Raw genomic sequence first — 22551 nt, forward strand, 5'->3', positions numbered from 1 at the left:
TCAGGCGCCGGTGGGCTCGGGCACTTTCGGACGTGCCGCCGGAGCGCGCGCTATCGACATCGACATCCCGGCGGCGAACAGGCACAGCACCCCGGCACCCCACCAGGCCAGCGTGTACGAGCCGAGCGAGGTGCGCAGGAGCCCCGCGGCCGCCGCCGCGGCCGCCGCGCCCAGCTGGTGGGACGCGAAGATCCAGCCGAACACGATCGTGCCCGCGGACGGCCCGAACACCTCACGCGCCAGCGCGATCGTGGGCGGGACGGTCGCGACCCAGTCCAGGCCATAGAAGATGACGAAGACGAGCATGCTCGGGTGCGGCGAGTCGGCGAACAGCGCCGGCAGGACGAGCAGTGACAGGCCGCGCAGGGCGTAGTACCAGCCGAGCAGGACGCGGCTGTCGAGCCGGTCGGTGAACCACCCGGACGCCACCGTCCCGGCGATGTCGAACACCCCGACCAGGGCGAGCAGGCCGGCGGCGGTCGTCTCCGGCATCCCGTGGTCGTGCGCGGCGGGGATGAAATGGGTGCCGACGAGGCCGTTCGTCGAGGCCCCGCAGATGAAGAACCCGCCGGCGAGGAGCCAGAACGCCTTCGTCCGCCAGGCCCCGGTGAGCGCGCGGAGGGCCGTGCGGGCGGCGTCGCCGGTGCGCGGCGGGTCGGGTTCCGCCTGCGCGGCGCCGTAGGGCAGGAGGCCCACGTCCGAGGGGCGCTCACGCATGACCAGCACGACCAGCGGCACCACCAGGAGCGCGGCGGCCGCGACCGTCAGTGAGGCGGGCCGCCACCCGTGCGCGTCCGTGAGCCACGCCAGCAGCGGGAGGAACACCAGCTGCCCGGCGGCGCCGCCCGCCGTCAGGACGCCGATGACGAGGCCGCGGTGCCGCACGAACCACCGGCCCGCCACGGTCGCGGCGAACACCATCGCCATGGACCCGGTCCCGAGGCCCACCAGCACGCCCCAGCACAGGACGAGCTGCCAGCTCGCCGACATGAACACGGTCAGCCCGCTCCCCGCCGCCACGAGCGTCAGCGCTGCGGCGGTGACGCGGCGGACGCCGAACCGGTCCATCAGGGCCGCCGCGAACGGCGCGGTCAGCCCGTACAGGACGAGGTTGACCGAGACGGCCGCCGACGTCGTGGCCCGCGACCAGCCGAACTCGTCCTGGAGCGGCACCATGAGGACGCCGGGCGTCGCCCGGAACCCCGCCGCGCCGACCAGGGCGACGAACGCGACGGCGGCCACCGGCCACGCGCGGTGCGGATGAGGGATTCTGATCACCCGGTCAGCCTGCGGGACGTCCTGTTCGGCGAAAAGTGAGCTGGATGTCAACCTTCGTGAGGATCTGGCCATCGGGGTCCGGATACGCGAAGGCCGTCACGGCGGGATGGGCCGTTCGTGGTGATCTCCGCCCGGCGCGCGATGTACGGTTCGTACGACGGGACGGCCGAGGGGAGGGCGGGTGTGAACAGCCGCACCTCCCGGCAGCGGCGTCTGCTGACGCTGCTGGCGGGCTTCTTCGGCCTCGCCGTCACCGCGACGCTCTCGATCGTCCCCGGCTCCGGCGTCGCCGAGGTGATCCGCGCCGGGACCGCCGCCGCGGCCAACGGCGCGGGGAGCAGGGAGGCCGCCGCCAGGGCGGCCGTGAACCGGGACCGCCGCGCGACGGCCGTCTGGAACCGCTGGACCGCGGCCGACGCCGCCTACCTGTGGCACCGGTACGGGCCGTCCCCCGACGCGAAACCGCTCTCCCACACCGGGGCACATGCCCAGCATGCCGTCCTGCCTGCGGGTACTTCTTCTCCCGGCCGCGGGACGCGTCCGGCCTTCGCCGCGGCACCGTGCGCGGTGCCGCCGAAGTCGGCTCACCTGTCCGCCGTCCAGGTCCGAGGGCCTCCCACCATCACGGGTTCCTGACGTTCACAGTCATCAGCCGCGACGTCCCGCGGACGCTGCGGCATGCCCGTATGGAGGCTTGTCATTCACCGCATCGCCACGCGGCGGGCGTCCTCGACGCCCGCCCGGATTCAGCCCGCCCGGATTCAGTCCGCCCGTATTCAGCCCGCCCGGATTCAGCTCACCCACATCCAGCCCGCCCGCGACCTTCCGGCGCCGGAGGCCCTCGATACCGACCTGGACGCGGCGTGCTGACCGCGTTCGCGCGGGCCGTCCGCACACCCGACCTGCGCAAGAAGCTGCTGTTCACGCTGTTCATCGTCGTCGTGTTCCGCGTCGGCCAGAACCTTCCCGCGCCGAACGTGGACGTCCGGGCCGTCAAGGAGGCGTCGGACGCGGCCAAGGAGGGCGACCAGCTCTACGGCCTGCTCGACTTGTTCAGCGGCGGCGCGCTGCTGAAGCTGTCGGTGTTCGCGCTGGGCGTGTACCCCTACATCACCGCGAGCATCATCCTTCAGCTGCTGACGGTCGTGGTCCCCCGCCTGGAGGCGCTCAAGAAGGAGGGGCAGTCCGGCACCACGAAGATCACCCAGTACACCCGTTACCTGACCGTCGCGCTGGCGGTCCTGCAGGCCGCGAGCATCGTCGCGATGGCGTCCAGCGGGCAGCTGTTCCGGTCGTCCGGGGACGTCCTCCACGACGACGGCGTCTTCCCGATCGGCACGATGGTGATCTGCATGGTCGCCGGGACGGCCGTCACGATGTGGCTGGGCGAGCTGGTCACCGAGCGCGGGGTCGGCAACGGCATGTCGATCCTGATCTTCACCCAGGTGGTCGCCGTCTTCCCCGGCCAGCTGTGGGGCATCTACCAGACCAAGCACGGGTTCGTCTTCACGCTGGTCGTCCTCGTGGGCCTGGCCATCATGGCGGGGGTCGTGTTCGTCGAACAGGCCCAGCGCCGGATCCCCGTCCAGTACGCGAAGAGGATGGTGGGACGCCGGATGTATGGCGGTACGTCCACCTACATCCCGCTGAAGGTGACCAGGCGGGCATCATCCCGGTGATCTTCGCCTCGTCGCTGCTGTACCTTCCCGTGCTGGCCACGCAGCTGTGGCCGGACGTCACGTGGCTCCAGCGAACGCAGCCCTACCTCCAGCAGGCCGACCCCTGGCACATGGCCGCGTTCTTCACGCTCATCGTGTTCTTCACCTACTTCTACGTCGCGATCACATTCAACCCGGCGGAGGTCTCCGACACCATGAGGAAGTACGGCGGATTCGTGCCGGGCGTCCGCCCCGGGCGTCCGACCGCCGAGTACCTCGACCACGTCCTCACCCGGATCACCACGCCCGGCGCCGTGTACCTCGGCCTCGTCGCGCTCGTCCCCATGGTGTCGCTCGCGCTGCTGGACGTCGGCGACCAGTTCCCCTTCGGCGGGACGGCCATCCTCATCGTCGTCGGCGTGGGCCTCGACACCGTCAAGCAGGTCGAGAGCCGGTTGCAGCAACGCAACTACAAGGGGTTCCTCGCCTGAGCACGCGAAGGCCCCGCCCGGACGACGGCCGGGCGGGGCCTCAGGAGCGGGGCCTCAGGAGCGGGGCCGTGCGCGGGCTACTTCTTCTTCCCGCCCGCGGTGGCCTTCAGGTAGTCGTGGTTCAGGCGGCCGATGACGTCCAGCGGGATGCCCTTCGGGCACGCGACGGTGCACTCGCCGGTGTTGGTGCAGCCGCCGAAGCCCTCGCCGTCGTGGGTGTCGAGCATGGACACGACCCGGTCCCAGCGTTCCGGCTGGCCCTGCGGCACCAGCCCGAGGTGGGTGACCTTGGCGCCGAGGAACAGGGCGGCGGAGCCGTTGGGGCACGCCGCGACGCAGGCGCCGCAGCCGATGCACTCGGCGGCCTCGAAGGCGGCGTCGGCGTCCGGCTTGGGGACGGGCGTGGAGTGCGCCTCCGGGGCGGTGCCGGTCGGCGCGGTGATGAACCCGCCCGACTGGATGATCCGGTCGAACGCGGACCGGTCCACGACCAGGTCCTTCACGACCGGGAACGCGCGGGCCCGCCACGGCTCGACGTCGATGACCTCGCCGTCCTTGAACTTGCGCATGTGCAGCTGGCAGGTGGTCGTGGCGCGCTCGGGGCCGTGCGGGGTGCCGTTGATGACCAGGGAGCACATGCCGCAGATGCCCTCGCGGCAGTCGTGGTCGAAGGCCACCGGCTCCTCGCCCGAGGCGATGAGCCTCTCGTTGAGGACGTCCAGCATCTCCAGGAAGGAGGCGTCGGGGGAGATGTCGGCGAGCTTGTACTCGACCATCGCGCCCTTGTCCCGGGGGCCGCTCTGGCGCCAGACGCGCAGTGTGAGCTTCATGATTACTTGTACGACCTCTGAGTCGGCTTGACGTATTCGAAGTCCAGGTCCTCCTTGTGGAGGACGGGCTGCTCGCCCTCCCCGGCCCACTCCCAGGCGGCGACGTAGCCGAAGCGGTCGTCGTCGCGCTTGGCCTCGCCGTCCTCGTCCTGGCTCTCGGCCCGGAAGTGGCCGCCGCACGACTCGGTGCGGTGCAGCGCGTCGATGACCATCAGCTCGCCGAGCTCCAGGAAGTCGGCGACGCGGCCGGCCTTCTCCAGCTGCTGGTTGAGCTCCTCGCCCTTGCCGGTGACCTTGACGCGCGTCCAGAACTCGGCGCGCAGCTCGGGGATGAGGGTGAGCGCCTTGCGCAGGCCCTCCTCGGTGCGCTCCATGCCGCAGTACTCCCACATGATGTGGCCGAGCTCGCGGTGGAAGGAGTCGACGGACCGGTCGCCGTCGATGGACAGCAGCCGCTCGATCTGGGACGTGACGCGGGTCTCGGCCTCGGCGACCGCGGTGCCGGCGACCGGCGGGAGGTCGTTGCGGGCGATGTAATCGCCGATGGTGTTGGGCAGGACGAAGTAGCCGTCCGCGAGGCCCTGCATCAGGGCCGACGCGCCGAGCCTGTTCGCGCCGTGGTCGGAGAAGTTCGCCTCGCCGATCACGAACAGGCCGGGGATGTTCGACTGAAGGTCGTAGTCCACCCACAGCCCGCCCATCGTGTAGTGGACGGCCGGGTAGATGCGCATCGGCGTGTCGTAGGGGTTCTCGCCGGTGATGCGCTCGTACATCTCGAAGAGGTTGCCGTACTTGGCCTCGACCGTGCCGCGGCCGAGCCGCGCGATCGCGTCGGCGAAGTCCAGGTAGACGCCGAGGCCGCCGGGACCGACGCCGCGTCCCTCGTCGCAGACGTTCTTGGCGGCGCGGGAGGCGATGTCGCGGGGGACGAGGTTGCCGAACGACGGGTAGATGCGCTCCAGGTAGTAGTCGCGCTCGTCCTCGGGGATGTCGGACGGGCGCCGCCCGTCGCCGCCCTTCTTCGGCACCCACACGCGGCCGTCGTTGCGCAGCGACTCCGACATCAGCGTGAGCTTGGACTGGTGGTCGCCGCTGACGGGGATGCAGGTCGGGTGGATCTGGGTGTAGCAGGGGTTGGCGAACAGGGCGCCGTGCCGGTGCGCGCGCCAGGACGCGGTGACGTTCGAGCCCATCGCGTTCGTGGACAGGAAGTACACGTTGCCGTAGCCGCCGGACGCCAGCACGACCGCGTCCGCCGTGTAGTGCTTGATCTCGCCGTTGATCAGGTTCCGGACGACGACGCCGCGCGCCCGTCCGTCCTCCATGATCAGGTCGAGCATCTCGTGCCGCGGGTACAGCTCGACGTTGCCGGCCTCGACCTGCCGCATCAGGGCCTGGTAGGCGCCGAGGAGGAGCTGCTGCCCCGTCTGGCCGCGGGCGTAGAAGGTGCGGGAGACCTGCGTCCCGCCGAAGGAGCGGTTGTCGAGGAGGCCGCCGTACTCGCGGGCGAACGGCACGCCCTGTGCGACGCACTGGTCGATGATCTGCGTGGAGATCTCGGCGAGCCGGTGCACGTTGGACTCGCGGGCGCGGAAGTCGCCGCCCTTGACCGTGTCGTAGAACAGCCGGTGCACGCTGTCGCCGTCGTTGCGGTAGTTCTTCGCGGCGTTGATGCCGCCCTGCGCGGCGATCGAGTGGGCGCGGCGCGGGCTGTCCTGGAAGCAGAACTGCTGGACGTGGTAGCCGGCCTCGCCGAGGGTCGCGCCGGCCGAGCCGCCCGCGAGCCCCGTGCCGATGATGATGATCTTCTTCTTGCGCTTGTTGGCCGGGTTGACGAGTTTGGCCTCGAACTTGCGCCTCGTCCAGCGGTCCTCGATCGGGCCGGAGGGCGCCTTGGTGTCGGCGATCGGACCGCCGGACCTGTAGAAGTCGTCGTTCATGGTCAGCTCACCCACCCGAACGTGATGGACAGGGGGACGGAGACGAAGCCGAGCGTCACCACCGAGGCGACGGTCCCGGCGAGGGCCCGCAGGGTGCGTTCGCTGCGCGGGGTGCGCAGGCCGAGCGTCTGGAACGCGCTCCAGATGCCGTGCCGCAGGTGCAGGCCGACGAGCAGCAGCGCGATGACGTACCAGAGCGTGATGTACCAGCGGGACGGGTCGAAGTCGGCGACCATCCGGTCGTAGGGGGTGGCGTCGGCGCCCTTGGGGTTCACCACGAAGAAGGTGAGGTCCAGCAGGTGCCAGACGACGTAGACGGCGATGATGACGCCGCCGTACCGCATGGTGTGGGTGGCGTAGCCCTGGGCGTGGGACTTCTTCTTCGCCTGGTACTTCACGGGCCGGGCGGCGGAGGCGCGGCGGGCGAGCGACACCGCCGACCACATGTGCAGGATGATCGAGACGCCGAGCACGACCTCGACCAGCGTCAGGACGGTGCGGTGCGGTACCGCGGGCTCCCCGATCGTCCGCAGCCAGTGCGCGTAGTGGTTGAAGTCCTCCGCCCCGAGGAAGATCTTCAGGTTCCCGACCATGTGCGCGACCAGGTACAACACGAGGACTCCGCCGGTCACGGCCATGACGGCCTTCTTCCCGACGGTCGATCGGTAGATCGCAGGTATCGCTATAGACACACCGCGCACGCTACGTCTACCTGGGGAAAGAGTTCCAAGTCATCAGGGCACTCGTTTCGATAGCCGCAGGCTATGAAGCGAGCGGCCGGGGCCTGCGGGCCGTCACGGGCCGGACACGAAAGTGAGTGACCTCATACCGACTCTGGGAACCGCCCACCCAGTGACACACCCGACATTGACCCGTTCGGGGGGCGGTCCGAACCCGCGATCGGCCCGCCGGAGGAGCGACCAGCCCCCGCCGGAGGAGCGGCCAGGCCGGTGGCCGCGGGTCAGGCCCGCCGGGACAGGAGCAGGACGGCGAGGTCGTCGGTGAGGGCGTCGCCGTTGAGGCGCTCCACCTCGGTGACCAGCTCGTCGATGAGGGACCGGCCGGTCGCGCCCCTGGCGCGGGCGCCGCGGGCCAGCCGGACCAGCCCGTCGGTGCCGAGCCGCGCCGAGCCCCGCCCGACGCGGCCCTCGATCAGGCCGTCGGTGTAGAGCATCAGACCCCAGGACTCGCCGAGGTCGATCTCGGTCGTCGGCCATTCGGCGGAGGGCACCAGGCCGAGCGCCGGGCCGTGTGCGTACTCGGGCAGCGCCGCGACCTCGCCGCCGCCGTTGCCGGGACGCTCCCGGAACAGCAGCGGCGCCGGGTGGCCGGCCAGGTGCATCCGGGCCGTCCGCCGCGACGGCGCGATGGTGATCATGCAGAGGGTGGTGAAGATCTCCTCGCTGCGCCGCTCGTGGCCGAGGACGGTGTCGAGGGTGCCGAGCAGCTGCTCGCCGGTGTGCCCGGCCAGCACGAGCGTCCGCCACGCCATCCGGAGCTGGACGCCGAGCGCCGCCTCGTCCGGGCCGTGGCCGCACACGTCGCCGATCATCAGGTGGACGGCGCCGCCCTCGGTCTGCACGGTGTCGTAGAAGTCGCCGCCGAGCAGCGCCCGCCGCCGGCCGGGCCGGTAGCGGGTGTGGTGCCGCAGCGACGGGTCGTCGATCAGCGGGACCGGCAGCAGCCCGCGCTCCAGCCGCGCGTTCTCCCGGCCGAGGATGCGCGCCTCCACCAGCCGCCGCTCGGTCTCCTCGGCGCGCTTGCGCTCGATGGAGTAGCGGATGGCGCGGGCGAGAAGGGGGCCGTCCACCTCCTGCTTGACCAGGTAGTCCTCGGCGCCCGCGGCGACGGCCCGCACGCCGAGGTGCGCGTCGTCCAGCCCGGTGAGCACGACGACGGCGGCGGGGCCGGACATGGCCAGCACGTGCCGCAGCCCGTCCAGCCGGTCGATCCCGGGGGTGGACAGGTCCACGATGATGCACTGGGTGCGCCGGGTCAGCCTGCGCCTGGCGGCGGTGAGGTCGGCCGCGACGGTGATCTGGATGTCCAGGCCGCTGTCGGCGAGCATCTTCTCGACCATGAGGACGTCGGCGGGGTCGTCGTCGATGAGGAGCAGGTCGATCATGTCCTCTGCCCCTGGCGCGAGGGAATGCGTCTGGTGACTCGTTGTGCTCACAAGGCTTCCGGAAGTCGGGGCTGGCGACGGCATGGCAACGGCACTGGCAACGGCCGGACCGTTCCGGTTTATTCCTGCGCGCAGGAATGGGAGGACCGGACCGCGCCGGGGCAGCGGCGTCTGCCTAGCCGCCAGGTTCCCGGCTCAAGGAGCGTGAGGCTTCGCTCCATACGCTCCGACCTTAGCGCCTCCTCTCGGCCCCCCGCACCCCCCTCGACTGCCATCCCGGGACGTCCCGCAGGTCCCGGGCACGTCTTGACCGCAGGTCTGACCGTACTGGCCCGTTCCGGAAAAACGAGTCGAACTTCGTGTGACCGGATGCGTATCTTCGTCCGGTGAAACCGTTGCCGGAAAAAGATCCGGGCAGCCCCGATCGACGCTCACCCTCCCGCTACCTGCTGTGGACGCTGCGCCTCCAGTGGCGCAGCAGCACCGCGGGCGCGGTGCTCGGGGTGGCCTGGATGCTGGGCCAGGCCCTGATGCCCGCCGCGATCGGCCGCGCCATCGGCGACGGCGTCGTGGCGCGGGACGAGGGCGCCCTCCTGGCGTGGTCCGGCGTGCTGCTCGGCCTCGGCGTGCTGACGGCGGTGACGGGCGTCGTCCGGCACCGCTACGCGGTGTTCAACTGGCTGTCGGCGGCGTACCGGACGGTGCAGCTCGTCACCCGGCAGGCCACCCGGCTCGGCGGGACGCTGCCGAAGCGGCTGAGCGCCGGCGAGGTGGTGAGCATCGGCCTCTCGGACGTCGCGCACATCGGGGACGCCCTGGACATCGTCGCGCGCGGGGCGGGGGCCGTGGTCGCCATCGTCGTCGTGGCGGGCATCCTGCTGACGGCCTCGCCGCCGCTCGGCCTGATCGTGCTGCTGGGCGTCCCGCTGATCCTGCTGGCCGCGGCGCCGCTGCTGCGCCCCTACCGCGACCGCGAGCTGGAGCACCGCGAGCTGGTCGGCGAGCTGAGCACGCACGCCACCGACCTGGTCGCGGGCCTGCGCGTGCTGCGCGGCATCGGCGGCGAGCCGCTGTTCTCCCGCCGCTACCGCGCCGAGTCGCAGCGGGTCCGCGTCGCGGGCGTGGCGGCCGCGCGCGCCGAGACGCGGATGAACGGCGCCGAGGTGCTGCTGCCGGGCCTGCTGATCGCGCTGGTCACGTGGGTCGGCGCCCGGTTCGCCGCGGCCGGGACGATCGGCGTGGGCGAGCTCGTCACGTTCTACGGCTACGCGGTGTTCCTGATCATCCCGCTGAAGACGCTCGGCGAGGCCGCCGGCAAGATCACCAAGGGGCTGGTCGCGGCGGGGCGGGTCACCGCGCTGCTGGCGATCGAGCCCGAGCTGCCGGCCACCGGCACCGCCCGCCCGGCGGCCTCCGCCGACCTGGTCGACATCGCGTCCGGGCTGGTCGTGCGCCCCGGGCGGGTGACCGCCGTCGCGGCGGCCGACCCGCGCGACGCGCAGGCCGTCGCCGACCGGCTCGGCCGGTACGCCGAGGGCGAGGTGGACTTCGGGGGCGTGCCGCTCGGACGGGTCGCGGACGTCCGGAAACGGATCCTGGTCGCGGTGAACGAGGACCGGCTCTTCTCCGGCCCCCTCGCCGAGAGCCTCGCGCCGGCGGACGCCCGGCGCGGCGGCCCCGACGTGCTGCGGGCGGCGATCCGGGCGGCCTGCGCCGAGGACGTCGTCGCGTCCGCCGGGCTGGACACCCACGTCGCCGAGGCCGGGCGGGAGTTCTCCGGCGGCCAGCAGCAGCGCCTGCGCCTGGCGCGCGCGCTCGCGGCCGACCCGGACGTCCTCGTCCTGGTGGAGCCCACGAGCGCGGTCGACGCGCACACCGAGGCCCGCATCGCCGGACGGCTCGGCCAAGCGCGCGCGGGCCGCACCACCATCGTGTGCACGACGAGCCCGCTTCTCCTGGACCGGGCCGACCACGTCGCGTTCATAAGGAACGGACGTGTCGTCGCGGAGGGAACCCACCGCGACCTGCTGGAGACCGACGAACGCTACGCGGCCACCGTCACCCGCGGTGAGGCCGCCGACAAAGCGACGACCGTGACCGCCGAGACGGCGATGTGAGCGTGAAGAAGGCGTCGTGAGTGCGGCGACGGCGAGCTGAGTTCGGAGACTGGGACATGAGTTCGGAGGCGGGGACATGAGCGCGGCGACGCTGCCGGTCGCGACGCCCGCGCAGGTGCGCGCCTACGCGCGGCGGCTCGTCGTGCGGCATCCGCGGTACCTCGCCGCGGTGTTGGGCCTGCACGCGCTGGCCGCCGTGACGGGACTGGTGACGCCGCGGCTGCTCGGCGAGCTGGTCGAGAACGTCCGCGACGGCCGGGCCGCGATCGACACGACCGGCCTGGCCATCGCCGGTTTCGTGGTCGTCCAGGCGATCCTGACCTGGTACGCGTATCTCGCGTCGGCGGCGCTGGGCGAACGGGTGCTGGCCGAGCTGCGCGAGGAGTTCGTCGACCGCGTGCTGGCGCTGCCGCTGTCGCGGGTCGAGCGCGCGGGCACCGGCGACCTGGTCACCCGCGCGTCCCGGGACGTGGACACGCTGGGCACGTCCGTCCGCTACGCCATGCCCGAGACGCTCGTCGCCGTCGTGGTGGGCGCGTTCACGGTCGGCGCGCTGCTGCTCAACGGGCCGCTGGTCGCCCTGCCCGCGCTGGTCGCCGTCCCGATGCTGGTGGCGGTCATGCGCTGGTACCTGCCCCGCGCCCACGGCGGCTACCTGCGGGAGAACGCGTCGTGGTCGCGGATCGCGGACGGGCTGACCGAGACCGTCCAGGGCGCCCGGACGGTCGAGGCCCTCGGCCTGGAGGACCGCCGCCACGCGCGCGGCGACGACGACATACGGAACTCCTACAAGGCCGAGCGGTACACGTTGCGCCTGCGCATGGTGCTGTACCCGGCGGCCGAGATGGGGTTCGTCCTGCCCGTCGTGACGACGCTGCTGGTCGGCGGCCTGCTCTACATGAACGGCATGGCCTCGCTCGCGCAGGTGACCGCCGCGACCCTGTACGCGCAGCAGCTCATCGAGCCCGTGGACACGATGCTGTCCTGGCTGGACGAGCTCCAGCTCGGCGGCGCGTCCCTGGCGCGGCTGCTCGGCGTGGGCGACGTCCCGCCCGACCGGACGCCGGGCGACCGGCTGCCCGACGGCGAGCGGCTCACCGCGCGCGGCGTCCGCTACTCCTACCGGCCCGGCCTGGACGTCCTGCACGGCGTCGACCTGGACCTGCGGCCGGGGGAGCGGCTGGCGGTGGTCGGGCCGAGCGGCGCGGGCAAGTCCACGCTCGGCCGCCTGCTCGCCGGTGTGGACGGCCCGCGCTCGGGGTCGGTGACGGTCGGCTCCGCCGAGGCCGTCCCGCTGACCGGGCTGCCGCTGGACGAGCTGCGCGGCCACGTCGCGCTCGTCACGCAGGAGCACCACGTGTTCCGCGGCACGGTCCGCGAGAACCTCGTGATGGCCCGCGCCGGCGCGTCCGACGCCGAGGTCGCGCAGGTGCTGGAGGCGGTGGACTGGGACGGCCCCGGCCTGGACACCGTCGTCGGCTCCGGCGGCGAGACGCTGTCGCCCGCGCAGGCGCAGCAGCTCGCGCTGGCCCGGCTCGTCCTGGCCGACCCGCACACGCTGGTGCTGGACGAGGCGACGTCGCTGCTCGACCCCCGCGCCGCCCGCCGCCTGGAGCGCTCGCTGGCCGCCGTGCTGGACGGGCGGACCGTCGTGGCGATCGCCCACCGCCTCCACACGGCCCACGACGCCGACCGGGTCGCCGTCGTGGAGGACGGCCGGATCACCGAGCTGGGCACCCACGACGAGCTGATCGCCGTCGGCGGCTCGTACGCGGCGCTCTGGTCGTCCTGGCACGGCGGCCGCTGAGAGGCCCCGGCCCAGCGGGGCCCGGCCCGCGGGACCCGTCCCGCGGGCCAGGTCAGCGGGCCAGGTCAGCGGGCCAGGTCAGCGGGCCAGGGCCGTCTTCAGGTAGTCGACCTGGATCAGCAGGAGGTTCTCCGCCACCACCTCCTGCGGGGTCATGTGCGTCACGCCCGACAGCGGGAGGACGGTGTGGGGGCGGCCCGCCGCCACCAGCGCCGACGACAGCCGCAGCGTGTGCGCCGCCACCACGTTGTCGTCCGCCAGCCCGTGGATGATCATCAGCGGGCGCTCCAGCCCCCCGGCCATCTCGATCAGCGAGTTGGCGGCGTAGCCCTCCGGCTCCTCGTCGGGATGGCCGAGGTACCGCTCGGTGTAGTGCGTGTCGTACAGGCGCCAGTCGGTGACGGGCGCCCCGGCGATCCCCGCGTGGAACACGTCCGGGCGGCGCAGGACGGCCAGGCCCGCGAGCCAGCCGCCGAACGACCAGCCGCGGATGCCGACGCGGTCGAGGTCGAACGCGTCGGGGTGCCGCCGCGCGGCCTCGATCAGCGCGGTGATCTGGTCCTCCAGGACGGGCTCCACGAAGTCCCCGCGCACCGCGCGCTCCCACACCGGCCCCCGCGCCGGGGTGCCGCGGCCGTCGGCGATGACGACCGCGAAGCCCTGGTCGGCCAGCCACTGCGCCTCGCAGTACATCCGCTGGACGGCGAGGACCCGCTGAGCGTGCGGCCCGCCGTACGGGTCCAGCAGGACGGGCAGCCGGCCGTGGCCGGGCTCCCAGCCCTCCGGCAGCAGCACGGCGGTGCGGATCTCGCGGTCGCCCAGGCGCAGCAGCTCGACCCGCGGCGTGATCACCGGGGTCTCGGCGAACGACGTGACCGGGTGGGTGCCGGACGGCCCGCGGACCTCCGTCTCCGAGCCCGGCCGGTCGAGGCGGGACCCGGTGACCACCGTGACGCCGCCGGAGCGGAGGGCGCCGAACACGCCTTGGCCCTCCGTCAGCCGCGTCACCTCGCCCGCCTCGCAGGCGTAGACGTGGATCTCGGTGGGCTCCTCGGACGCGGTGAACAGGATCGCGCCGTCCTCCACCCCGAGGACCGACCGGATCTGCAGGCCGGGCGGCGTGACCGGCTTCCCGCCGACGGTGATCCGGCGCGTGTCGGTCTCGTGGTCCTCGGTGATCCAGACGAGGTCGCCGCCGCCGGTCCGGACGGGGATCCCGGGGACGATGTCCGTCCACACCGGGTCATGCTCGGTGTGCAGCAGCGCCGTCTCCCCGTTGGACGGGTCCACCTTCAGCACCCGCTGCGACCGCTGGTCGCGCGGCTGCACGACGATCAGCAGGCCGTGCCGGTCCCACGCGGACGTCACGACGTAGGGGAACTCGCCGCGGTCCCAGGCGACGGCGGTCCGCCCGCCGTCCACCTTCAGCAGGACGAGGGAGACCAGCGCGTTGGGCGTGCCCGCCGCCGGGTAGGCGATCTCGGCGGGCGGCCGGTCGGGGTTGGCGGGGTCGGCGATGTGCCAGCGCTGCACGGGCGTCTCGTCGACCCGCGCGGCCAGCAGGGTCCCCCCGTCCGGCGACCACCAGTAGCCGCGCATCCGGCCCATCTCCTCGGCCGCGACGAACTCGGCGAGGCCGTAGGACACCTGGTCGGTCTCGGGGTTGACGAGCGCCCGGTCGCCGGTGCCGTCCATCTCGATGACCCGCAGGGTCCGGCCCGACACGTAGGCGACACGGCGCCCGGCCGGGTCCGGGCGGGGGTCGAAGACCGGCGACTGCGCCGGCAGGTCCCGGACCGCCCCCGAGCCGAGGTCGGCGACGTACAGCCGCCCGGCCAGGGTGAAGACGGCCTGCCTCATCGCCCGGTCGGTCGCGTAGCCGACGATGCCGCCCGCCTGCTCGCGGGCGCGCTCGCGCCGTGCCCGCTCCTCCGCGGGCAGATCCCCCTCGCCCGGGACGTCCAGGGCGGACGGGTCGGCCACGAGGCGCTCCTCGCCGGTGGCCGTGTCCAGCGTCCACAGGCAGGTGACCGGGTCGTCGCCGGCCCTGGTTCGCAGGAAGGCCACGCGCGCGCCGTCCGGCGCGATCTGGAAGGCGCGCGGGACGCCGAGGGTGAACCGGCGGGTGCGGGCGCTCTGCCGCGGATAGCTGATGCTCATGGGATCCGAGTCTGCCAGCCCCGCAAGGCCCTGGAAGTACGACGCGGGACGTCCGCGTGCCCGTATGATCACGGGTCGTCGCCGTGCGGCCGGGAAGACCCGTGGCCCGGCCCGCGCTCGCGTAAGCTCGAAGCCTCCCAACCACGTTGTCGTCGCGGGTGCCGAAGGAGTGGTCCATGCCGGAGCTGCAGCCGGGTGATCCCCGGCGGCTTGGCTCGTACGAGATCGTCGAACGGCTCGGCGAGGGCGGCCAGGGCGTCGTCTACGCCGGCGTCGACGCCTCCGGGAACCGGGCCGCGATCAAGCTGCTGCGCGCCGACCTGGCCGGTGACGCGTCCGCGCGCAACCGGTTCGTGCGCGAGGCGCAGGCGGCCAAGCAGGTCGCGCGGTTCTGCACCGCGCAGGTCCTGGAGGCCGACGTCGCGGGCGATCAGCCCTATATCGCCAGCGAGTACGTGCCGGGCCCGTCGCTGTACAAGCAGGTCACCGACGCCGGGCCGATCACCGGCGCGCCCCTGGACCGGCTCGCGATCGGCACCGCGACCGCGCTGGTGGCGATCCACCAGGCCGGCATCGTGCATCGCGACTTCAAGCCGCACAACGTGATCATGGCGCCGGACGGGCCCCGGGTGATCGACTTCGGTATCGCGCGGGCCCTGGACACCGGGCAGACCGCCGCGACCAAGGCGATCGGCACCCCGTCCTACATGGCGCCCGAGCAGGTGGCGGGCGCCACGCTCACCGAGGCGGTGGACGTGTGGGCGTGGGCGACCACCCTGGTGTTCGCCGCGACCGGCCGTCCCCCGTTCGGCGACGACACCGTCGTCGCGGTGATCAACCGGGTCATGCACGAGCCCCCGTCGCTGGAGGGCGTCCCGGCCGACCTCCACCGGCTCGTCGCCGCCTGCCTGGTCAAGGAGCCGGCGCGGCGGCCGACCGCCCAGCAGCTCATGATGGCGCTGATCGGCAGCGGGCCGGGCGGCGCCGGGCAGACCCGCATGGACGACCCGGCGCAGGCCACCACGATGCTCGCGGAGGGCTCGACGCTCGCCGCGGGCGCCGGGGCGGCCGCGGCGATGATGCCGGGCGCGGGCGCGCCCGCCGGGCCGACCCGGCGCGTGTCGCCCGCCGCGTACACCGGGACGCTGCCGCCCGTCCAGCAGCCGCCGTACGGGGGGCGCACCCGGGGCACCGGCTACGACGACTTCGGGCCCGAGCGCAAGTCCAAGCTCCCGATCATCGCGGCGGTCGCGGCCATCGCCGTGCTCGCGCTGGTCGTCGGGCTGTTCATGGCGAACCGGAACAACAACGACCCGAGTTCACCGGTCTCCCCGACCGTGTCCGAGTCCGAGTCGGCGTCGGAGACGCCGTCGGAGGAGGAGAGCCAGGAACCGGAGCCGACGCGGACCCGCACCCGCAGGTCCGACACGCCCCCGCCCCAGACCCCGACCAGCGAGCCCACCACGCCCGACACGCCGCCGACCAGCGAGCAGCCGGACACCCCCACCCCGCCGACCACGCCCGCGACCACCCCCACCTCCGGTGGCGGCGGGGGCGGCGGCGATGGGGGCGGCGATGGGGGCGGGCAGGGCACCGGCGATTAGGACGGTCCGAGCAGGGCGGCGAACGACGGAGGTCCGTGTCCTGAGTAGGCTCGTTGTCTATGAAGGAGCCGCGGATCCTGTTCGTCCACGCCCATCCGGACGACGAGTCCATCGGGACCGGGGCGACCATGGCCAAGTACGCCGCCGAGGGCGCCCACGTCTGTCTCGTCACCTGCACACTGGGCGAGGAGGGTGAGGTCATCCCCGACGAGCTGCGCCACCTGGCCTCCGACAAGGAGGACAGGCTCGGCGAGTACCGGATGGGGGAGCTGGAGGCGGCCTGCGCGGCGCTCGGCGTCCGCGACCACCGCTTCCTCGGGGGGCCGGGCCGCTGGCGCGACTCCGGGATGATGGGCGCCGCGACCAACGACGATCCGCGCTGCTTCTGGCAGGCCGACCCGTCCGCCGCCGCGCCCGACCTCGCGGCGGTCATCCGCGAGGTCAGGCCCCAGGTGATCGTCACCTATGACGACCGGGGCAACTACGGCCACCCCGACCACATCCAGGCGCACCGCGTCGCCCGGCGCGCCCACGAGCTCGCGGCCGACCCGTCTTACGACGACGGCGCCGAGCCGTGGCGCGCCGCCAAGTTCTACGCCTACGCCACCCCGCGGATCGTCCTCGCCCGGGCCATCGCGGTGATGCGCGAGAAGAAGCTGCCGTTCGCGCGGGTCGCCGGGCTGGACGAGCTGGGCAGCGCCGTCGCCGACGACGAGGTCACCACCGTCGTGGACGCCCGCGCGCACCTGCCCGCCAAGCTGGACGCGCTGCGCGCCCACCGCACCCAGATCGTCGTGGCCCCCGAGGAGGTCGGCCCGTACTTCGCGCTGTCGAACAACCTGGGCCAGCAGGCGTTCGGCACCGAGTACTTCGTCCTCCAGAAGGGCGAGCTCGGGCCGGTCGGCCCGGGACGGCGCGAACGCGACCTGTTCGCCGGTCTGCCGGGCGCGGATGACTGAGCTGGATACGCTGGCGTCCGTGGACAAGGACGAGGCACCCGCTCCGCCGGACGACGCGCCCGCCGGGAGCGACGCGCCCCCCGACGGCGACGCGCCCGCCGGGGCCGCCCCGCGCCCGGGGGAGGGCCCGGTGGAGGCGTTCGTGTCCGGCGCCGCCTACGCCGCGCTCGGCCTCCTCGGCGGCATCGCCGGGCTGCTCGGCTCCTTCGCGCAGGACTGGTCGCCCGCGGGCGTGCCCGTGGTGGCGGCCGTGCTCGTCGCGCTGGTGTTCGCGATGGTGCGGCTCTCCGGATGGGGCATGGGCGGACGGCTCGGCGCGACGATCCCCGCGATCGTGTGGGGGGTGGTCGTGTTCGCCCTGTCGCTGCAACGTCCCGAGGGCGACCTCGTCGTCTCGGCGAACCTCTCCGGGTACCTGTACATCATCGGCGGCATGGCCGCCGCCGTCCTCGGGGTGATGCGCGTCCCCGCCGCCGGGCCGCCGGGCCAGTGGCTCCTGGGGAGGGCGGCGCGTAACCGCCCGTAAGCGCGCCGGTAGAGTGGGCTGGTTGTGACCAGTGACCCCCTCCCCGCCGGTGCCCCCGGCGACGACGCCGCGCTGTTCCGCGAGGTGGTCGGCAGGTTCGCGACCGGCGTGGCCGTCGTCACGACCGTCGCGGGCGCCGAGGACCACGCGATGACGGTGAACGCCTTCACCTCGGTCTCCCTGGAACCCCTCCTCGTCCTGTTCTGCGCCGAGAAGATCGCCCGCTTCCACGACGTCGTCCTGGACACCGGCCTGTGGGCGGTGTCGATCCTGCCCGACACCATGCGCGACGCCTCCGAGTGGTTCGCCACCCGCGGCCGCGCGCTCGACGGGCAGCTCGACGGCCGGCCCCACACCCGCGGCCCCGCCACCGGCGCCGCCGTCCTCGCCGGCGCCGTCGCGGCCCTGGAGTGCCGCACCCACGCCGTCCACGATGGCGGTGACCACAGCATCGTGGTCGGCGAGGTCCTCACGCTCGACACCCCGGCCCCCCACGCCGCCCCTCTCATCTACTACAGAGGCGGCTACCTGTAGGGGGCCGGGGCTCCGGGGGTCAGCCCGCCAGGGGCGCCGGTTCGGGCTTGGAGTTCGTGGGGGTCTCCGAGTGGTAGCCCTTGACCCCCAGGCAGGCCACCGCGGCCATGAGGATGATGACGAGCGGGAGCGCCATCGTCGGCTTCATCGCGTGGACGAAGCCGTGGGAGAACACCTGGCCCGCCAGTTCCTGGACGCGCTGCGCCACGCTCGGGGGCACGCCGGGCGGCAGGTGCTGCTGGGCGCCCGTCTGGCCCGCGCCGACCTCCAGGCCGCCCTTGGCCGCGCCGGCGAAGCCGTCGACGAACCCGGTCCGCACGGAGGGCGGGAGCGACGCCGAGCGGGTGACGGCCTCGTCCTTCAGCGCGGACGCGAGCTGGTTCTGCATGACGGCGCCGACCGCGGCGCTGCCGAGGACGGAGCCGACCTGCCGGATCGTGTTGTTGACGCCGGACGCGGCGCCCGCGAGGTGCGGCGGGACGTGCCGGGTCGCCTCGGTGGCCATCGGGGCGAACACCCCGCCGATGCCGAGGCCGCAGACGGCGAAGGGGGCCATGAACGCGGTCCAGCCCGTCCCGACGTCGGTGATGGCGATCAGCCACAGCATGCCGAGGCCGTAGAGGGTGAGGCCGGACATGAGGATGAACTTGCCGCCGATGCGGTCCGACAGCTTGCCCGCCACCGGCGCGAGGAACATCGACACGACCGAGGCCGGGGCCATGACGAGGCCGGCCTTGAGGGCGCTGTAGCCGAGCACCGACTGCATGTAGATCGTCATCGGCAGCATCAGCCCGATCATGCCGATCGAGACGGCCGCGCCGACCACGTTCAGGATCGTGAAGTTGCGGTCCTTGAACAGGGAGAACGGCACCAGCGGCTCGCCCTTCTGCTGGGTGCGCTGGTGGAGGCCGAACACCACGAACAGCGCCACCCCGGCGGCGATGAGCCCCCAGATGCCCTCGTTCCAGTCGTACTTCTGGCCCTCGGTGAGCGCGAACGTCAGGCAGAACAGCGCGGCCGAGGCCAGCAGCACGCCGGCGATGTCGAAGCGGTGCCGGACGGCCGGGGTGTGGCCGGGCAGGATCGGCACGGCCAGGGCCAGCACCACGACACCGATCGGCAGGTTCACGAAGAAGATCCACCGCCAGTCGAGGCTGGTGACCAGCAGGCCGCCGACCGTGGGGCCGGCGATGGTGGACAGGCCCGCCACCGCGCCCCAGGCGCCGAGGGCGGTGCCGCGCCGCTCGGGGGGGAACACCCCGATGATGATCGACATGGTCTGCGGCATCAGCAGCGCGGCGCCGAGGCCCTGGACGGCCCGCGCGGCGATCAGCTGCGTCGGGGTCTGGGAGATCCCGCAGGCCAGGCTGGCGACGGTGAACAGGGCGACGCCGGCGATGAACAGGTTCTTCTTGCCCCACCGGTCGCCCAGGCGCCCGGCGGTGATCAGCAGGACCGCCAGCACCAGGATGTAGGCGTTGACGACCCAGAGCACCTGGTCCAGCGAGGCGTCCAACTTGTCGATCATGCTCGGGATCGCGATGTTCACGATCGTCAGGTCGAGCAGCGTCATGAAGAACCCGAGGGAGAGGGTGAGCAGGATCGCCCACGGGTTTCCGCGCCATCTACTCATGAGGTCCCCTTGTCGGTGGAGTGCGCGTGGGAATGGTGGTCGCGCCCGTGCTCGTCGCGCGGGTGGCATGAGGTGATGCCGTCGTCCTTCCAGGTGAGCCGTCCGGACTCCAGGTCGTCGGCCAGGCTCCGGACGAAGTCCAGCTCGGCGCGCGCCCGGGCGAGCGTCCACTCGTGGTCGATCAGCTTGTAGCGTTCCACACCCTGTTTGCGGAGCGACTCGTGGGCCGTCTGGTCCCCGGCGAGCTGTGCCTCCAGGAAGATCGCCCGGTTGCGCAGCTGCCGCGCCACCTCCGGCTCGGGCAGCAGGTTCAGGAACGCCAGGCCCGCGCCGAAGAGCGGGAACTCCTCGGCGGGCTTGGCGAGCAGCTCGGCGAGCCGGTTGTGGGCGGCGTCCCGCCCGGCGCTCGTGACCGCGTAGACGGTGCGTTCCGGACGCCGGCCCTCGCGGCTCGTCTCCAGCGGCTCGATCAGCCCGGCCGACGCGAGCCGCTCCACCGAGTGGTAGAGCGAACCGTGCGTGATCTTCACGGCGACGTCGTAGGCGTGGTCGCGGATGCGCTGCTGCATCTCGTACGGGTGCATGGGCCCGTCGCACAGCATGCGCAGGACGGCCAGCGCGAGCGGCGTGAGGGGTCGGGACATGACGGCGGCCTCGTGGTCGGAGTCGATTAGTCCACTCAGACTAATCCATCCAGACCGCCGCTAGTCCATGTTCTCCCTGCCGATCTGCCGGGCGGGTCAGCGGACGGTCTCCACCGCGTTCGCGGCGCCGTTGCGGGTCACGTAGTCGCCGATCCGGTCGGCCCGGACGGCGGTGAACAGCTGCCGCACCCGCCCGTCGTCCAGCAGCACGACGCTCTGCCCGTCCTTCATCGCGGGCCCGTCGACCGGGGCCGTGAGGTACTCCAGCAGCGAGACCCGCGTCAGCCGTCCCGCGAGGCCGCGCAGCGTGCCGGACGAGACCGAGTCGTCCACGGTCACCGAGCGGGTCGTCGCGCGGAGGAACCGGTCGAGCTTGATCGGGTTGCGGGTGTCCATGGCCTTGTCGGCGAGCGCGTGCAGGAACGCCTGCTGCCGCTTGATCCGGTCGAGGTCGCCGGCGGGCAGGTTCCAGCGCTGCCGGACGAAGTCCAGCGCCTCCAGGCCGTTCAGGTGCTGGTGCCCGGCGGGCCAGGTGCGGTCGTGCATCGGGTCGTGGGTGCGCTTGGTCACGGTCACGTCCACGCCGCCGAGCGCGTCCGTCATCTTCACGAAGCCGCCGAAGTCCAGCGCCGCGTAGTGGTCGACGCGCACGCCGGTGAGCTGCTCGACCGTGCGGATCAGCAGGGGCGGGCCGCCGTGGGCGAACGCGGCGTTGATCTTCGTCGTGCCGTGCCCGGGGACGGCGACCCAGCCGTCCCGGGGAATCGCGATCACCGACACCCGGTCGCCGCGCCCGGACAGGTGCACGAGCATGATCGTGTCCGCGCGGGCGCCCATCGAGGGCCGGTCGGCGCGCCGGTCGGAGCCGATCAGCAGCCAGTTCTCGCCGCGTCCCGACGCCGGCCGCCCGGCCGAGCCGGGCATCGCGCCCGCGATGCGCTTGACCTGCCCGTTGTAGGCGCGTTGCAGCAGGAAGGCCCCGCCGCCGAGCAGCAGCAGGGCCCCCAGTGCCAGCCCGCCACAGCCGATCATGACCCGGCGCCTTCTCCCGCTCTCCAGCATGCGCTCAGCCTGCCCGCGCGTGACCGCCCGCATGTCACGCAGGCAGGACGGCGGTGAGTCCTTGACGGACCCGGGGTCCGCCCGTGACCGTTTGCATGCCACCGGCCCCGTCTACATGGGTTCTTCTCGCCGCGGAGAGGCCGGAGCCTTGAGCAAAAGCCCGGTCATGCCCTCGAAACGTCCGACGGCCTTGTGCAGGTGCCTGCGGGCGTCGGGGACGCGGCCCCGCGCCGCGCTCAGCAGGGCGTCGCCGATCGGCCGGGCCACGACCCTGGTACAGGTGAGGACGCCGTAGTGCCGCCGGTAGACGCGTCCGGCGCCGCGTGCCGCGTGGCGTGCCCTCGCCCTGTGGACGGGGTCGGAGGTGTCCGGCTCGTCAGGGTTGTGCTCGTAGACGCGGATGCCCGGGTCGTAGGTGAGCGTCCGTCCGGTCTTCAGGGCGCGCAGTAGCAGGTCGGTCTCGGCGCCGGACTGCCATGGCGTGCCGCAGCCGACGCCGAGGTCCTCGTCGAATCCGCCGGTCGTGCGCAGGAGGTCCGCCCGGAAGAAGCAGGTCTCGGTGCGCGCGTGCGACCAGACCGTCCGGGCGTCGATCGGGCACGGCTCGTCGGCGTAGCGCCACTGGGCGCGGTCGCCGTCGCTGGCGAGCAGCCGCCCCGAGACGACGTCGGGACCGCCCGCCAGGGCGCGCGCCGCGCGGGCCAGGGCGTCGGGCGGGTACCAGGTGTCGTCGTCGGGGAACGCGACGATCCCGGCGGGAGGGGACAGGACGGCCGCGGGGGCGGGGCCGTCCGCGCGCGGCCCCCGGGGGCGCGCCGCCGCGAGCGCCGTGCGGGCCGGCCGGGCGGACGGTTCCGGGAGGAGGCCGAGGGCGGTGAGGCCGGCGTTGCGCCCGGCGGACGCGCCGCCGGGGGAGGCGACGCGGCGGATCGCGAGCCGGTCCGAGCGGCGCTCGACGACCGCCGCCGCGCCGGGGCCCGTGCCCTGGTCGACGACCACGACCTCGTGCGGGGGGAGGGTCTGCCCGGCCAGGGAGAGCAGCAGGCGGTCCAGCAGGCGGGGCCTGCCGGTCGTGGTGATGACCACCGCGATCCGCGGCCCGGTGGTTTCGGGTGACATGCACCACATTCTCGGAGCAGGGCCGGGGCGAACCGGTGGAGCCCGGAACGAGTGTGTCGCACTG

The 22551-nt window shown here is 73.1% G+C and carries 17 protein-coding genes and 1 pseudogene; 8 read left to right on the forward strand and 10 right to left on the reverse strand.

Annotation, left to right across the window (positions count from 1 at the left end):
• Complete coding sequence (locus AGRA3207_RS29195) at window positions 1–1278, reverse strand: MFS transporter (protein ID WP_231330283.1); 1278 nt, start codon at window positions 1276–1278, stop codon at window positions 1–3.
• 117 nt (window positions 1279–1395) lie between these two features.
• Here AGRA3207_RS29195 and AGRA3207_RS29200 point away from each other — a divergent pair, with 117 nt between their 5' ends.
• Both AGRA3207_RS29200 and secY read left to right on the forward strand, forming a co-directional pair.
• Window positions 1396–1914 (forward strand): hypothetical protein, encoded by a 519-nt coding sequence (locus tag AGRA3207_RS29200; RefSeq protein WP_231330284.1) that lies wholly within the window; start codon window positions 1396–1398, stop codon window positions 1912–1914.
• Window positions 1915–2141: 227 nt separating this feature from the next.
• Window positions 2142–3427, forward strand: a pseudogene (secY, locus tag AGRA3207_RS29205) (preprotein translocase subunit SecY).
• A 77-nt stretch (window positions 3428–3504) separates the two neighbouring features.
• On the opposite strand, the gene AGRA3207_RS29210 reads toward secY, so the two are convergent.
• From AGRA3207_RS29210 to AGRA3207_RS29225, 4 genes are all read right to left on the reverse strand, one after another.
• The gene (locus AGRA3207_RS29210) at window positions 3505–4257 is read right to left on the reverse strand and encodes a succinate dehydrogenase/fumarate reductase iron-sulfur subunit (RefSeq protein ID WP_231330286.1); all 753 of its coding nucleotides are present in this window, start codon (window positions 4255–4257) and stop codon (window positions 3505–3507) included.
• Window positions 4258–4259: 2 nt separating this feature from the next.
• Entirely contained in the window at window positions 4260–6197 is a 1938-nt protein-coding gene (locus tag AGRA3207_RS29215) for a fumarate reductase/succinate dehydrogenase flavoprotein subunit (protein ID WP_231336429.1), read from the reverse strand.
• 2 nt (window positions 6198–6199) lie between these two features.
• Window positions 6200–6835: a succinate dehydrogenase cytochrome b subunit gene (locus AGRA3207_RS29220; RefSeq protein ID WP_231330288.1), complete on the reverse strand. Its 636-nt coding sequence runs from the start codon at window positions 6833–6835 to the stop codon at window positions 6200–6202.
• A 323-nt stretch (window positions 6836–7158) separates the two neighbouring features.
• Entirely contained in the window at window positions 7159–8322 is a 1164-nt protein-coding gene (locus AGRA3207_RS29225) for a PP2C family protein-serine/threonine phosphatase (protein ID WP_231330289.1), read from the reverse strand.
• A 386-nt stretch (window positions 8323–8708) separates the two neighbouring features.
• On the opposite strand from AGRA3207_RS29225, the gene AGRA3207_RS29230 reads away from it, so the two are divergent.
• A complete protein-coding gene (locus tag AGRA3207_RS29230) occupies window positions 8709–10439 on the forward strand; it encodes an ABC transporter transmembrane domain-containing protein (RefSeq protein ID WP_231330291.1) in 1731 nt (576 codons plus the stop codon).
• 76 nt (window positions 10440–10515) lie between these two features.
• Complete coding sequence (locus AGRA3207_RS29235; protein WP_231330293.1) at window positions 10516–12246, forward strand: ABC transporter ATP-binding protein; 1731 nt, start codon at window positions 10516–10518, stop codon at window positions 12244–12246.
• Window positions 12247–12324: 78 nt separating this feature from the next.
• Here the strand turns inward: AGRA3207_RS29235 and AGRA3207_RS29240 are convergent, their stop codons facing one another.
• Entirely contained in the window at window positions 12325–14406 is a 2082-nt protein-coding gene (locus AGRA3207_RS29240; RefSeq protein ID WP_231330295.1) for a S9 family peptidase, read from the reverse strand.
• 176 nt (window positions 14407–14582) lie between these two features.
• On the opposite strand from AGRA3207_RS29240, the gene AGRA3207_RS29245 reads away from it, so the two are divergent.
• The 4 genes from AGRA3207_RS29245 to AGRA3207_RS29260 are packed head-to-tail and all read left to right on the forward strand — an operon-like array spanning window position 14583 to window position 18029.
• Window positions 14583–16010: a serine/threonine-protein kinase gene (locus AGRA3207_RS29245; protein WP_231330297.1), complete on the forward strand. Its 1428-nt coding sequence runs from the start codon at window positions 14583–14585 to the stop codon at window positions 16008–16010.
• A gap of 59 nt (window positions 16011–16069) precedes the next feature.
• On the forward strand, window positions 16070–16969 hold the full coding sequence (gene mshB / locus AGRA3207_RS29250; RefSeq protein ID WP_231330299.1) for an N-acetyl-1-D-myo-inositol-2-amino-2-deoxy-alpha-D-glucopyranoside deacetylase: 900 nt from the start codon (window positions 16070–16072) through the stop codon (window positions 16967–16969).
• A gap of 19 nt (window positions 16970–16988) precedes the next feature.
• Window positions 16989–17495 carry a DUF6113 family protein gene (locus AGRA3207_RS29255; protein ID WP_231330301.1) on the forward strand — a complete coding sequence of 169 codons (507 nt, stop codon included), beginning with the start codon at window positions 16989–16991 and terminating at the stop codon, window positions 17493–17495.
• 24 nt (window positions 17496–17519) lie between these two features.
• Window positions 17520–18029, forward strand: a complete 510-nt coding sequence (locus tag AGRA3207_RS29260) for a flavin reductase family protein (RefSeq protein ID WP_231330303.1) — start codon at window positions 17520–17522, stop codon at window positions 18027–18029.
• Between the two features lie 19 nt (window positions 18030–18048).
• On the opposite strand, the gene AGRA3207_RS29265 is transcribed toward AGRA3207_RS29260, so the two are convergent.
• The 4 genes from AGRA3207_RS29265 to AGRA3207_RS29280 form a co-directional block, all read right to left on the reverse strand.
• Window positions 18049–19662: an MFS transporter gene (locus AGRA3207_RS29265; RefSeq protein ID WP_231330305.1), complete on the reverse strand. Its 1614-nt coding sequence runs from the start codon at window positions 19660–19662 to the stop codon at window positions 18049–18051.
• Window positions 19659–20306 (reverse strand): PadR family transcriptional regulator, encoded by a 648-nt coding sequence (locus AGRA3207_RS29270; RefSeq protein ID WP_231330307.1) that lies wholly within the window; start codon window positions 20304–20306, stop codon window positions 19659–19661. The genes AGRA3207_RS29265 and AGRA3207_RS29270 overlap by 4 nt, the downstream gene beginning before the upstream one ends.
• Window positions 20307–20402: 96 nt before the next feature.
• Entirely contained in the window at window positions 20403–21368 is a 966-nt protein-coding gene (locus tag AGRA3207_RS29275; RefSeq protein WP_231330308.1) for an LCP family protein, read from the reverse strand.
• Between the two features lie 111 nt (window positions 21369–21479).
• Window positions 21480–22487, reverse strand: coding sequence for a glycosyltransferase family 2 protein (locus AGRA3207_RS29280; RefSeq protein ID WP_231330310.1), 1008 nt, complete (start codon window positions 22485–22487; stop codon window positions 21480–21482).
• Window positions 22488–22551: the final 64 nt, after the last annotated feature.

This window comes from Actinomadura graeca (genome assembly GCF_019175365.1).
GTDB lineage: Bacteria > Actinomycetota > Actinomycetes > Streptosporangiales > Streptosporangiaceae > Spirillospora > Spirillospora graeca.

What these genes read in the sequence shown, in the direction of transcription:
- AGRA3207_RS29210 (WP_231330286.1), bottom strand. Translation starts at nt 4,257, where the DNA reads ATGAAGCTCACACTGCGCGTCTGGCGCCAGAGCGGCCCCCGGGACAAG.
- AGRA3207_RS29215 (WP_231336429.1), bottom strand. Translation starts at nt 6,197, where the DNA reads ATGAACGACGACTTCTACAGGTCCGGCGGTCCGATCGCCGACACCAAG.
- AGRA3207_RS29220 (WP_231330288.1), bottom strand. Translation starts at nt 6,835, where the DNA reads ATGGCCGTGACCGGCGGAGTCCTCGTGTTGTACCTGGTCGCGCACATG.
- AGRA3207_RS29225 (WP_231330289.1), bottom strand. Translation starts at nt 8,322, where the DNA reads ATGATCGACCTGCTCCTCATCGACGACGACCCCGCCGACGTCCTCATG.
- AGRA3207_RS29235 (WP_231330293.1), top strand. Translation starts at nt 10,516, where the DNA reads ATGAGCGCGGCGACGCTGCCGGTCGCGACGCCCGCGCAGGTGCGCGCC.
- AGRA3207_RS29240 (WP_231330295.1), bottom strand. Translation starts at nt 14,406, where the DNA reads ATGAGCATCAGCTATCCGCGGCAGAGCGCCCGCACCCGCCGGTTCACC.
- AGRA3207_RS29245 (WP_231330297.1), top strand. Translation starts at nt 14,583, where the DNA reads ATGCCGGAGCTGCAGCCGGGTGATCCCCGGCGGCTTGGCTCGTACGAG.
- mshB (WP_231330299.1), top strand. Translation starts at nt 16,070, where the DNA reads ATGAAGGAGCCGCGGATCCTGTTCGTCCACGCCCATCCGGACGACGAG.
- AGRA3207_RS29265 (WP_231330305.1), bottom strand. Translation starts at nt 19,662, where the DNA reads ATGAGTAGATGGCGCGGAAACCCGTGGGCGATCCTGCTCACCCTCTCC.
- AGRA3207_RS29270 (WP_231330307.1), bottom strand. Translation starts at nt 20,306, where the DNA reads ATGTCCCGACCCCTCACGCCGCTCGCGCTGGCCGTCCTGCGCATGCTG.
- AGRA3207_RS29275 (WP_231330308.1), bottom strand. Translation starts at nt 21,368, where the DNA reads ATGCTGGAGAGCGGGAGAAGGCGCCGGGTCATGATCGGCTGTGGCGGG.
- AGRA3207_RS29280 (WP_231330310.1), bottom strand. Translation starts at nt 22,487, where the DNA reads ATGTCACCCGAAACCACCGGGCCGCGGATCGCGGTGGTCATCACCACG.